At 75.1% G+C, this 11738-nt stretch carries 9 protein-coding genes; 5 read left to right on the top strand and 4 right to left on the bottom strand.

Annotated features, from left to right (window positions below; all coding sequences use genetic code 11):
- Positions 1-136 precede the first annotated feature (136 nt).
- Positions 137-2134: an NB-ARC domain-containing protein gene (locus EBO15_RS08475; protein ID WP_158628164.1), complete on the top strand. Its 1998-nt coding sequence runs from the start codon at positions 137-139 to the stop codon at positions 2132-2134.
- A 13-nt stretch (positions 2135-2147) separates the two neighbouring features.
- Here the strand turns inward: EBO15_RS08475 and EBO15_RS08480 are convergent, their stop codons facing one another.
- A complete protein-coding gene (locus EBO15_RS08480; RefSeq protein WP_122193773.1) occupies positions 2148-3659 on the bottom strand; it encodes a carbon-nitrogen hydrolase family protein in 1512 nt (503 codons plus the stop codon).
- A gap of 235 nt (positions 3660-3894) precedes the next feature.
- Between EBO15_RS08480 and EBO15_RS08485 the strand changes: the two genes are divergently transcribed.
- Together EBO15_RS08485 and EBO15_RS08490 are read left to right on the top strand one after the other, a co-directional pair.
- Positions 3895-4563, top strand: a complete 669-nt coding sequence (locus tag EBO15_RS08485; RefSeq protein ID WP_122193774.1) for a MarR family winged helix-turn-helix transcriptional regulator — start codon at positions 3895-3897, stop codon at positions 4561-4563.
- Positions 4564-4664: 101 nt separating this feature from the next.
- A complete protein-coding gene (locus EBO15_RS08490) occupies positions 4665-5774 on the top strand; it encodes a cystathionine gamma-lyase (RefSeq protein ID WP_122193775.1) in 1110 nt (369 codons plus the stop codon).
- A gap of 32 nt (positions 5775-5806) precedes the next feature.
- Here EBO15_RS08490 and EBO15_RS08495 read toward each other — a convergent pair whose 3' ends face one another.
- Positions 5807-6640: a family 1 encapsulin nanocompartment shell protein gene (locus EBO15_RS08495; protein WP_122193776.1), complete on the bottom strand. Its 834-nt coding sequence runs from the start codon at positions 6638-6640 to the stop codon at positions 5807-5809.
- Positions 6637-7692, bottom strand: coding sequence for a Dyp-type peroxidase (locus tag EBO15_RS08500; protein ID WP_233616054.1), 1056 nt, complete (start codon positions 7690-7692; stop codon positions 6637-6639). Before EBO15_RS08500 ends, EBO15_RS08495 begins: the two co-directional genes overlap by 4 nt.
- A 356-nt stretch (positions 7693-8048) precedes the next feature.
- Here EBO15_RS08500 and EBO15_RS08505 point away from each other — a divergent pair, with 356 nt between their 5' ends.
- Positions 8049-8426, top strand: a complete 378-nt coding sequence (locus EBO15_RS08505) for a hypothetical protein (protein WP_122193778.1) — start codon at positions 8049-8051, stop codon at positions 8424-8426.
- 182 nt (positions 8427-8608) lie between these two features.
- On the opposite strand, the gene EBO15_RS08510 is transcribed toward EBO15_RS08505, so the two are convergent.
- Positions 8609-9064 (bottom strand): carboxymuconolactone decarboxylase family protein, encoded by a 456-nt coding sequence (locus EBO15_RS08510; RefSeq protein ID WP_122193779.1) that lies wholly within the window; start codon positions 9062-9064, stop codon positions 8609-8611.
- Between the two features lie 185 nt (positions 9065-9249).
- Between EBO15_RS08510 and EBO15_RS08515 the strand changes: the two genes are divergently transcribed.
- Complete coding sequence (locus tag EBO15_RS08515) at positions 9250-11715, top strand: ATP-binding protein (protein ID WP_122193780.1); 2466 nt, start codon at positions 9250-9252, stop codon at positions 11713-11715.
- Positions 11716-11738 lie beyond the last annotated feature (23 nt).

Consider the following 11738-nt stretch of genomic DNA (forward strand, 5'->3'; position numbering starts at 1 on the left):
CAAAATAACGCCTGAGGGGAACGAGGGGATCGCCATGTCCGACGCGCCGCCCGCCAAAGCTCCATCCGACCCGTGTCCGTCCGATCGGAGTCCGTCCACCGACGCTCCGCCGACCCGGAACGCACCGGCCGATCCGGTGCCGCCCGCCCAAGTCCCGCCAGCCCAGGTCCCGCCCGCCCAGCTCCCGCCCGACCTGCCCGACTTCACCGGAAGGGACGCCGAGACCGCCCGCCTCGCCGCCGCGCTCACCACCCGGGACGGCAGCGCCGTGCCCGTCGTGACCGTCGCCGGGCTCGGCGGGATCGGCAAGACCGCGCTCGCCCTGCACGTCGCCCACGCCGTCCGGGACGCGTTCCCGGACGGCCAGCTCTACGCCGAGCTGCACGGCGCCGGACCGGCACCGGCCCCGCCCGCCGCCGTCCTCGCCGCGTTCCTGCGCGCGCTGGGCGCGCCCGACCGGGAGATCCCGCCCGAGCCGGACCGCCGCGCCGCGCTGCTCCGCTCCCACCTGGCCGGACGCCGCGTCCTGGTCGTCCTGGACGACGCCCGGGACGCCGCGCAGGTCGCGCCGCTGCTGCCCGGCGAGTCCGGCAGCGCGGTCCTGGTCACCGGCCGCACGCGGCTCGCCGAGCTGCCCGTCGCCGCCCACCTGGACCTCGCGCCGTTCACCCCGGAGGCCGCGACCGCCCTGCTCGGACGCGTCGCCGGCCCCGAGCGGATCGCCGCCGAGCCGGACGCGTCGCTGCGCCTGGTGCAGGCGTCCGGGCTGCTGCCGCTCGCGGTGCGGATCATCGCGTCCCGGCTCGCCGCCCGGCCCCGGATGCGCCCGGCCGTCCTCGCCGGGCGGCTCGCCGACGAGCGCCGCCGCCTCGGCGAGCTGCGGATCGGCGACGAGGCGGTCGAGTCGTGCTTCGCGCTCGGCTACGCGCAGCTCGGCATCGAGGAGGCCCGCGCGTTCCGGCTGCTCGCCCTGCACGACGGCCCGGACCTGTGCGTGGAGGCCGCCGCCGCGCTGCTCGACCTCGACGTCCTGGACGCCGAGGACCTCTGCGAGTCGCTCGTCGACTCCGGCCTGCTGGAATGCCGCGCGCCCGCCCGGTACGCCTACCACGCGCTGCTGCGCCTCTACGCGCGCGGACTCGCGGAGACGGGCGACGGCCCGATCTCGTGCGCCCGCGCGCTGGAACGGCTCCTGGAGCACTATCTCGCGGGCATCCGCGGCCTGTTCCGGCAGCCGATCATCCTGTACCAGATCTACTGCGAACCGGAGGTCGTCGAGGCGCACCGCGTCGCCGTCGACGCCCTGCACACCGGCCGGTCCTTCGCGGACGCCGCCGCGATGGTCGCCTGGATGCGCGCCGAGCACGCCAACGTCATGGCCGCGATCCGCGGCTACCTCGGGAGCGGCGGCTCGCCCGGACGGCTCGTCGGCCAGCTGTTCGTCGTCCCGTCGCTCGCCGACCGGGCGACCGTCCCGGCCGGGCTGCTGCCCGGCGGGGTGCTGTTCGCGATGGGCGCGGGCGCCCGCCTCATGGGCGCGGCGGACGCCGCGATCAGCCTGCTCAGCGACGCGCTGGACGCCCTCCCGGGCGACGACGCGCTGATCAGCCGCGCCCACGCGCAGCTCTCGATCGCCTACGCCGAGTCCGGGATGCCCGAGGAGGCCCGGCGGCACGGGCTCGACGGGCTCGCGCTCGCCGCGCCCGTCCGCGACGGCAACGCCGAGGGCCTGTGCTGGCTCGGGCTCGGCGTCGCGTCCCTGTACGCCGGGGAGCCGCTGCGCGCGCTGCGCGAACTGGAGACGGCCCGCGAGATCTACCGGACGCGCGGCATGCCGCTGCGCGAGGCGTGGTGCCTGCCCCGGATCGTCGTCGCGCACCTGCGGCTCGGCCGCCCCGCCGAGGCCGCGGACGTCGGGACGCGGGCCGCCGCGCTGTTCGGCGAGATCGGCGACGAGCACCTCGGCGGACGCGTCCTGTCCCTGCTCGCCGTCGCCCTGGACGAGCTGGGCCGTCCCGAGGAGGCCGCCCGCGCCCGGGAGGCGGCCGAGACGCCGTGGCGCCGGTCCGGCCTCCTCCTGGACGTCCCCGACCAGCGCCTCGTCGAGAACAGGACCCCGGTGCGGCCCGACTGACCCCTGAGGACCGTCAGTCGAGGCTGCTGACGTCGTCCGGCCCGACCTCCTCGAAGGCGCCGCCCCCGGGGAGGTCGTCGGACCAGTGCGGCAGCCACGCCTCGTGCGCGGCGCCCACGTGCAGGACGGGGAGCTTGCCGTCCGCGGTGAGGCCCGGCTCGTCGCCGCGGACGGCGCTGCCGAACGCGAGCACCGACGCGTAGTCGAGCCGGGCCGCGCCGTCCGGGCCCGCGACCAGGCAGGTGTGCCGCTCGCCGAGCGACGGGTCGGGCGGCATCGCGTTCCCGACGACCAGGCTGTTGGCGACCACCACCCACGCGCCGAGCGTGTTCACCTGGCGCTGCGCGCCCTGCTCCTCCCAGCGGAACCGCAGGATCGGCTTGGAGAAGATCGGCACCAGCAGGTGAGACGCCCCGGCCGCCATCAGCTCCCGGTCCCAGCGGTCCGCGCGGCTCAGGTCCTCGCAGATCAGGACGGCGAGCCGGCCGAGCGAGCAGTCCAGCAGCCGGACGGCCGCGCCGGGCGCGATGTCCTCCTCGGCCGTGCCCGCGCCCGGCGCGCCCGGCACCGCCCAGTCGCGCATCTGCCGCTCGCCCAGCACGAACGGGCTCAGCTTGTCCTGGACGAGCAGCTCCGCGCCCGTCCAGCGGTCGATGAGCACCGCCCGGTTCGGCGGTGGGTCGCCCCCGCCGAGCGGCCCCGACCCGAGCATGAGCAGCCGCAGCGGCGCGTCCCGGCGCGCGGTGTCGAACGCCGCCTCCTTCCACACCTCCAGCAGGCCGTCCGACAGGGTCGCCTCGGGCAGGACGGCGATCCGCGCGCCCGCCTCGTCCAGCCGCCGGACGATCGCCCGGATCCGCGCGCGGACGTCCGCGGTGTCGGCCGGGTCGAGCCGGTACACGGTGCGCGCGGCCCGCTCGGCGAACCCGACCCGCACCTCGTCGTAGGACTCCATCACCGGCGCGCAGCCGACCTCGACCGGCACGTCCGGGGACAGGTGCGGGTCGTGGACGGCGGGCAGCCGCGTGTGCTCGACCCTCTCCCACAGGTGCGGCGGGACGCGGTGGACGCCGAAGAAGTCGGGCAGCGCGCGCAGCCCCTCCGGGCGTCCGGGCAGGGCGCAGCGGGGGAGCAGCGCGCCGCCCGCCGCGCCGCTGTCGAACCGGCCCTCGACCAGGTACCGGACGGTGATCCCGGTCAGCGTGGACGCGTCGTGGAACGGCCCGAACGGGTTGGCGAGCGCGAGCGCGCCGTCCAGGGCGAGCAGCAGCGTGAACCGGCCGTGGTCGCCGCCCGCCGCGACGAGCGCGGCGGCCTCGGCCGGGTCGAACCCGGCGTCCTCGATGATCCGCTCGGTCAGGTCGTTCACGGTCCGCCGGACGCGGGCGTCCTCGTACCAGAGGTTCAGGGGCCAGGCCCGGTGCAGTCCGGCGGGCAGTTCGTCGTACAGGCGGACGAAGAGGTCCGCCGGGTCGGCCGGGTACTCCGCGGTCGCGGGCGGGTGCTCCGCGAGCCGATCCGTCATCTGCGCCCTCCGGGGGTGACAGCGCGCACTAGGGGGTCACCCGATGGTAGCCCCGGCGCGGTAAGGGTTTCGTGCCGTCCGGCGCTTCTGGAATGAGTCACTTGACATTCACTTGGCATCGACGGACAGTGGAGAGACCGGCGCGCGAGACCGGCCGGTCACCGCGCCCGGGCAGAACCTGAACAGCACCCCGGCAGCACCTCAACGGCACCCCGACAGAACAAGGACCAGAGACATGGCGACGACCTCGGCGACCACCCCGGCGATGGGCACGAGCGGCGGCAGGCTCGCCGAGGCCGAACGCCTGCTGGAGACCCTGGAGCACGCGAAGACGATCGAGGAGGGGCACTTCGGCGCGCTCGGCATGCTCATCACCGACGCCTCCCTCTGTGCGGACGAACCGGCGCTGACCGCCCTCAAGGACGGCCTCCAGTGGCTGTGCCGGACGCACTACCTCGACGTCCCGGCCCTCGACCCCGACCGGCGCGAGGAGCGGGGCCGGGTGCTCGGCCTCATCGACGTCGCGCACTGGGCGCTGCGCCGGATGCCGTCCGGCCTCCAGCTCGGCCTGCGCCCGGGCGGCCACGCGGCCCGCTTCCTGGTCGCCGTGGCCGCCCGTCCGGGCCGGTCCAACCGCGAGCTCGCCGCCGAGCTCGGCACCGACGACACCGAGATCAGCCGGGTCGGCCGCCGCCTGCTCGCCGCGGGCGTCGTGTGGCGGCGCAAGGAGTGGCGCAGCAACCTGTGGGACATCACGCCCCGCGGCCGCGCCTACCTGGACGAGATCGGCCTGCTCCCGGCCCCCGCCGACGGCGACGCCCCGGCCCCGGCGCCCGCGCCGTCCGGCCCGTCCCGCCGCGGCGTCGACCCCGACCCGGCCCCCACTCCCCGCCGCCGTCCCTGACCCGGCCGCGACGACGGCTCCCGACCACGGGCCACCCCGGCCGCGATATGCCCTGACCTGTGCCGTTACCCTTCGGGCGAGGACCGCAGAAGGAGGACGGCATGGCGGACGGGGACAGCACGCGGAGCGTCCGGGCGGGGCGGCCCGCCCCCGAGCAGTACACGCCCGAGCTGCCCGGCCCGACGTTCGCCGCGCACTTCCACCTGTCCGGCGAGGCCACCGGCCCCTACACCTACGGCCGCGACGCCAACCCCACGTGGACGCTGCTCGAGGACGCGATCAGCGAGCTGGAGGGCGGCGGCACCACGACGGTCTTCTCGTCCGGGATGGCCGCCGTGTCCGCCGCGATGCTGTCGCTGGTCGCGTCCGGCGACACCGTCGTCATGCCGGACGACTGCTACCAGACGACCCGCGCGCTGCGGGACCGCCTGGAGTCCTACGGGGTGCGCGTCCGCATGGCCCCGACCGCGGACGACGCGCAGCTCGCGCTCGTCGAGGGCGCCCGCCTGGTCTGGCTGGAGACGCCGTCCAACCCCGGCCTGGACGTCTGCGACATCGCCCGGATCGCCGCCGCCGCGCACGACGCGGGCGCGCTCGTCGCCGTCGACAACACCCTTGCGACGCCGTTCGGCCAGCGCGTCCTGGACCTCGGCGCGGACCTGGCCGTCGCCAGCGACACCAAGTCCCTGACCGGCCACGGCGACCTGCTGCTCGGCCACGTCACCGCCCGCGACCCGGAGCTCGCCGCCGCCGTCCGGACGTGGCGCAAGACCGTCGGCGCGATCCCCGGCCCGATGGAGGCGTGGCTCGCGCACCGGTCCCTGGCGACGCTCGGGCTGCGGCTCGACCGCCAGACCGCGAACGCCCTCGCCCTCGCGACCGCCCTCCGGAACGACCCGCTGGTCACCGGCCTGCGCTACCCCGGCCTCGCGAGCGACCCGGCGCACGCGGTCGCGTCCCGGCAGATGCGCCGGTTCGGCTGCGTCGTGTCGTTCACGCTCCCGTCGCGGGACGTCGCCGACCGCTTCCTGCGCGCGCTGCGCCTGGTCGGCGAGGCGACGAGCTTCGGATCGGTGCACAGCACCGCCGAGCGCCGCGCCCGCTGGGGCGGCGACGACGTCCCGCCCGGCTTCATCCGCTTCTCCTGCGGCATCGAGGACGCCGACGACCTGGTCGCCGACGTCCTCATGGCCCTGGACGCCGTCCGCTAGCCGCTCCTGAGGCACGCGGCGGACGCGGGCGGTCAGAAGCCGGTCTTGTGCGCCTGCGGTGACGGCCCGGTCAGCGCGACCGCCGACTCGGCCGTGTAGGCGAGGAAGGTGAAGCTCTCCAGCAGGTACAGGTGGACGCCGGACGCGTCGTGGCCCGTGTAGCCGATGGACAGGTCCTGGCCGAGGCTCAGCCGGTAGTCGCCGCCGCGCGTGCTCATCACGACGCCGCCCTCGATCGCCGGGGCCCAGATGATCCCGCCGTCCACCAGCTTGGCCAGGTGCTGGTACACCGGGTAGCCCTGGTCGGACGAGCGGGTCGCGGCCGTGTAGGCCTCCGATCCCAGGACCAGCGCGTACGGCCCCTCCACCCCGGCCAGCCGCAGCGTGGCGAGGGCCTCGGCGACCGTGTCGGGGTAGTGCGACGCCTCGGCGGGCAGCGGACGCGCCGGGGACACGGTCACGGCCTGGCCGGCGATCCCCGCGATGCGCCCCGGCGCGTAGCCGTGGAAGATCGCGCGGTCCTCGGCGAGGGCGAGCCGGGTGGCCGCGTCCTTGGCGGGCTGCCAGTCGGCGTCCTGGGCGCCGCGCTCCACGGCGTCCACGGCCTCGCGCGCGACGGTGAACGGGACGGTCAGCTGGACGACCGGACGGCTCGTCCGCAGCGCCGCCGTGACGCCCTCGGCGGGGGAGTCGGCCGGGTCGAGGTAGCCGGTGGTGACGGCCGCGAGTTCGGGCCCGGCCGCGTCCGGCACGTCCACCAGGCGGCGTCCGGCGACGCTGCGGGTGAAGGTGCGGCGGACCTCGTCCTCCAGGTCGGCCCAGGCGGCGGCGGAGACCGGCGCCAGTTCGCGGTGCAGGTTGTTCACGGTGTCTCCTTCAGGCAGCCGATGCCCAGCGACCCGAAGGGGTCGCCGGACGCCGTTCCGGGTGCCGCGCCGGCCACGGGCGGCGCCGGGACCGCGGCCGCCGCCCCCGGCCCGGACGCGGGCAGATCCGGGGGCGAGTCGAGGAAGTCGGTGGTCGGGACGTGGAACAGGCACCCGGTGACGGCGGTGGAGAAGTCCAGGATGCGGTCGGTGTTCCCGGCGGACGTGCCGAGGAACATGTTCCGCAGCATCTCCTCGGTCGTGTCGGGCGTGTGGCTGTAGCCGATGAAGTAGGTCCCGAACTCGCCCGTCCCGGCGGCGCCGAACGGCATGTTGGCGCGCAGGATCTGCCGCTGCGTGCCGTCCGGGTCCGTGACGGTGTTCACGGCGACGTGCGAGTCGTCCGGCTTGGACGCGTCGTCGAGTTCGATGTCGGACAGCTTGCGGCGTCCGATCACCAGTTCCTGGGCCTCGACCGGCAGCGCGTTCCATGCGGGGAGGTCGTGCAGGTACTTCTGGACGACCACGTAGCTTCCGCCCGCGAACTCGGGGTCGTCCTCCTCGGACACGAGCGCCGAGCGGTCCGCGAGGGGCCCGCCGGGGTTCTCGGTGCCGTCGACGAACCCGAGCAGGTCGCGCTTCTCGAAGTACCGGAAGCCGTGCACCTCGTCCTGGACGGTCACCGCGCCGCGCAGCCTGTCCATGATCTGCGTGGCGAGCTCGAAGCAGAGGTCCATGGTGCGGGCGCGGATGTGGAACAGCAGGTCGCCCGGTGTGGACGGCGCGCGGTGCCGGGGGCCGTCGAGCTCGGCGAACTCGTGCAGCCCGGCCGGGCGGTTCCCGGTGAACAGCCGGTCCCAGGCGGCCGACCCGATGCCGGTCACGCAGGTCAGGATGCCCTCGGGGACGCGGAACCCGACCGCCCGGACCAGCCCGGACAGGTCGGCGAGCAGTTCGTGCACCACCTGCTCGGCCCCGGCCTCGATGGTGACCACGAGGAACACGGCGGCGTCGGTGAGCGGCCCGACCACCGCCTGCGGCTCAGCTCGCACCGCCCGCGGCTCAGGTCGCACGGCCTGCGGCTCAGGTCGCACGGCCTGCGGCTCAGCTCTCACGGCCTGCGGCTCGGGTCGCGGGGGCAGCGGCTGGGGCTTCGGCGGCATGACGGCTCCTCGGTGATCGCGCGGGCCCTACGCCACTCTCTACCGCCACTCGCGGCTCTCCAACCCCAAGCCCCACCCAAGACACACGGATGCGTCAGGGAACTCCCCTTACCGCCCGGTCTGGACGGGGTGGACGAAAGTGGACGGCCAGTAACGGTCGTTGACACCTCCAGGGCCCGGAAAGAGTCTCGAAACGACGCGGGCGCCCCTCCGAAGCCCGCCGAGTCTCCCACTCCGGAGTTGCCATGACCTTCGTACGCCGTGCCACCGTCGCCCGCGGCGCCGTCGCCCTCACCGCCTCCGTCGCGCTCACCGCGGCGTTGGCCGCGTCCCCCGCCAATGCCGCGCCCGCCCGTTCGGCCGCTCCCGCAGTGGGTGTCTGCGCGGTGGGCTACTTCTGCGTGAACCTGATGAACGGGACGGTCGTCTCGGTTCCCCAGGGCTCGATCGGCCACTGGAGCCCGCCCCTGCTGGCCGGTTCGATCGTCAACGCCACCAAGGTCACGTACTGCGAGGTCCTCGGCTCCGGGATCCTCTCCTTCGGCAGCCTCGGCGCGGGCCAGTCCCAGACGGGTCCGGTCTACATCGACGAGGCCGGCCCGGGACCTGCCTGCCCCGTCTGAGGTCGAAATCGGCGGAGCGGTGCGTCCCTCGGGGACGCACCGCATCACCTACGGCCCGTCGATGCTCAGTCCGTCGATGCTCAGCCCGTCGAGGCTCAGCCCGCCGCGCGCTTCACCGGTTCGGTGATCCGGGCCTCGGCGGCGTCGGTCGGCTCGGTCAGCGCGAACGCGGTCGGGGCGGATCAGCCCCAGGCGCCGGCGATCTGCCGGGTGGTGGCGTTGAGCCGGTTGAACAGGTTGGTGACGCTGATCATCATGACGATCGCGGCGAGCTGCTTCTCGTCGTAGTAGGTGGCGGCGGCGTCCCAGATCTCGTCGCTGACGGCGTCCGGGCGGTCGGCGAGCCGTGTCGCGGCCTCGGCCAGCTCCAGCGCCGCGCGCTCCTCGTCGGAGAAGTAGGGGGCCTCGCGCCACGCGGCGGTGGTGGCCAGCTTGTCCTCGCTGACGCCCGCCTTCCGGCCGCCCTTCACGCCGGCGTCGACGCACGCGCTGCACCCGTTGATCTGGCTGACGCGCAGGTGCACCAGTTCGAGGGTCTGCTCGTCGACGCCGCCGGTGTGGACGGCCTTGAAGATGTCCAGGATCGGCTTCATCGCGCCGTCGAGCACCTGGGCGGGGTTCTGCATCCGAGCCTGCATGTCGTTCTCCTCTGTGGTCCTTCCGGCCCGTCCCGTGTTCCCGGGGGGCATGGCTCCATCACAGCCGGGACGGGCCGCCGGGACGACCCCCGTGGGACACCGTGGGACAGCTGGTACGGTCACGACCAGCCAGGACTCGAACCGGGAGACTTCCGGCGAGGTGGGACAGAGCGGCGGGGATCGCGATGGTGGTGGAACGGCGGACGACGGACCCTCAGGCCGAACTGGCCGGACGGCTGCGGGCGATCCAGGACCTCTCCGGACGCGGCGTCCGCGCCCTGGCGCGGGACACCGGCCTCAGCTCGTCCTCGCTGTCGCGCTACCTGAGCGGCCAGAGCGTGCCGCCGTGGCCCGCGGTCGTCGAGCTGTGCCGCCTGGTGAAGCGCGATCCGCGTCCGCTGCGTCCGCTGTGGGAGCGCGCCGGGAGCCCGCTGCCCGCGCCGCCGAAGACCAGCCGCCAGGTGCCGCCGCCGTCGCCGCCCGCCGGGGCGCCGCGCCCGCCGCGCAACGACCTGCCCCGCGACGTGCCCGACTTCACCGGACGCGGGGACGCCCTCGCCGGCGTCCTCGCGGCCGTCGAGGGCGACCGGCTCGTCGCGATCGACGGGATGCCGGGCGTCGGCAAGACCTGCCTGGCCGTCCACGCCGCGCACACCCTCACGGCCGCCTACCCGGACGCGCAGCTCTACCTCGACCTGCACGGCTTCACCGAGGGACGCGAGCCGCTCGACCCCGACATGGCGCTGCGGACGCTGCTCGCCGCGCTCGACGTGCCGTCCGAGAGGATCCCGCAGACGGGCGGTGTCGAGCCGCTCGCCGCGTTCTGGCGTTCGGAACTGGCGTCCCGGCGCGCGGTCGTCGTCCTGGACAACGCCGCCGGGGCCGACCAGGTCCGCCACCTGCTGCCCGGCGCGGGCCCCTCGGTCGCGCTGATCACGAGCCGCAACCGCCTGCTCGGCCTGGACGAGGTCCCGCCGGTGTCGCTGGACGTGCTGTCCCCCGAGGAGAGCGCCGAACTGCTGGCGCGCGCGAGCGGCGAGGCGGGCCGCCCGGAGGGGCGCCTCGCCCGCGAGCCCGAGAACACCGCCGAGGTGCTGCGCCTGTGCGGCCACCTGCCGCTCGCGCTGCGCCTGGCCGCCGCCCGCCTCCGGCACCGTCCGGGCTGGACGGTCGGCGTCCTCGCCGAGCGCATGGCGGAGGGGCCGGGCGAGTTCGACCGGGCGTTCGCGATGTCGGTCCGGCAGCTGGACCGGTCGCAGCGCCGCTTCTTCCGCCTGCTGGGCCTGCTGCCCGGTTCGTCCTTCGACGAGTACGTGGCGGCGGCCGTGGCGGACGTCCCGCTCCGCACCGCGCGGACGATCCTGGAGGACCTCCTCGACGCCCATCTCGTCCAGCAGCCGTCCGCGGGCCGCTACCGGCTGCACGACCTCGTCCGGGAGCACGCCCGCCGCGCCACCGCCGAGCACGACGCGCAGGACGACCGTGACCGGGCCGTCCGGCGCGTCCTCGACTACTACGTCCACGCGGCGGCGGCCGCCGAGTCCGTGATGCCCCACCTGTCCCGCGGCCGGGCGCCGCGCGCGGGCGAGGCCCCGGCCGAGCTCCCGGCCTTCACGCACAAGCACCAGGCGCTCTACTGGTACGTCACCGAGTACACGAACCTGATGGCCGTCTTCGACACGGCGGTCTCGGCCGGAGCCGACGTCCATGCCTGCGAACTGCCGCGCTTCATGCACGCCTTCTTCGCGCGCCGGTGCGGGACGACCCACCTCAACGTCCTGTTCGAGCGCGCCCTTTCGGCCGCCGAGCGCCTGGACGATCCGCTCCGCATAGCCGAGGCCCACAGCGACCTCGGTTTCGCCCGTTACAACGCGGGCCGCATGCCCGAGGCGCACGCGGCCTATGCCGCCGCCGAACCTCTGATCGCCGCGACGGGTGACACCTGGGCCGAGGCCGAACTGGCCATGCGCCGTGCCTTCCTCCTCTGGGACGAGGGCAACGCGCAGGAACCCCTGACCCTCTTCTGCAAGGCCGCCGCCCTCTACGACTCCATCGACTCCGTCACGGGCAAGGCCCATGCGACGGCCAACGAGGCCTGGGCCCTCCTCCAGCTGGGCTACCGGGACGCCGCCGCCACCCGGGCGCGCGAGGCCCTCGACCTGACCGCCTCCGACCCGGCCTGGCCGTCCACCCTCACGGCGCTCCTCACCCTCGGCGTGGCTCTCGCCCCCGAGCGTCCCGACGAGGCCACCGGCCACCTCACCCGGGCCCTGGACCTGGCCCGCGAGGACAACCACAGGCACAACGAGGCCTGGTGCCTCAACTGCCTCGGCGTGGCCTACCGCCAGATGGGCCGCTACGACGAGGCCCTCGCCGGCCACCGCCGGGCGTTCGCCCTGCTCGACGAGCTCTTCGAGGAGCACTGGAAGATCCACTTCCTCAACGGCTACGGCGAGACCTGCCGTCTCGCGGGCCTCCCCGACGAGGCGCTGCGCCTCCACCGCCAGGCCCTCCGCCTGGCCCCCGAGGTCGGCTACCGCCACGAGGAGGCCCTCGCCCACGAGGGCATCGCCGCCGTCCTCGCCGACACCGACCCCGCCAGCGCCGCCGAACACCGCGCGGCCGGCCGGGCCCTCCTCCAGCCCTCCTGAGCCTGGGGGATCTTGTCCGCCTT

The organism is Actinomadura harenae (assembly GCF_003696215.1).
In the GTDB taxonomy this organism is placed as follows: domain Bacteria; phylum Actinomycetota; class Actinomycetes; order Streptosporangiales; family Streptosporangiaceae; genus Spirillospora; species Spirillospora harenae.

What these genes read in the sequence shown, in the direction of transcription:
- EBO15_RS08505 (WP_122193778.1), top strand. Translation starts at nt 8,049, where the DNA reads ATGACCTTCGTACGCCGTGCCACCGTCGCCCGCGGCGCCGTCGCCCTC.
- EBO15_RS08480 (WP_122193773.1), bottom strand. Translation starts at nt 3,659, where the DNA reads ATGACGGATCGGCTCGCGGAGCACCCGCCCGCGACCGCGGAGTACCCG.
- EBO15_RS08515 (WP_122193780.1), top strand. Translation starts at nt 9,250, where the DNA reads ATGGTGGTGGAACGGCGGACGACGGACCCTCAGGCCGAACTGGCCGGA.
- EBO15_RS08510 (WP_122193779.1), bottom strand. Translation starts at nt 9,064, where the DNA reads ATGCAGGCTCGGATGCAGAACCCCGCCCAGGTGCTCGACGGCGCGATG.
- EBO15_RS08490 (WP_122193775.1), top strand. Translation starts at nt 4,665, where the DNA reads ATGGCGGACGGGGACAGCACGCGGAGCGTCCGGGCGGGGCGGCCCGCC.
- EBO15_RS08485 (WP_122193774.1), top strand. Translation starts at nt 3,895, where the DNA reads ATGGCGACGACCTCGGCGACCACCCCGGCGATGGGCACGAGCGGCGGC.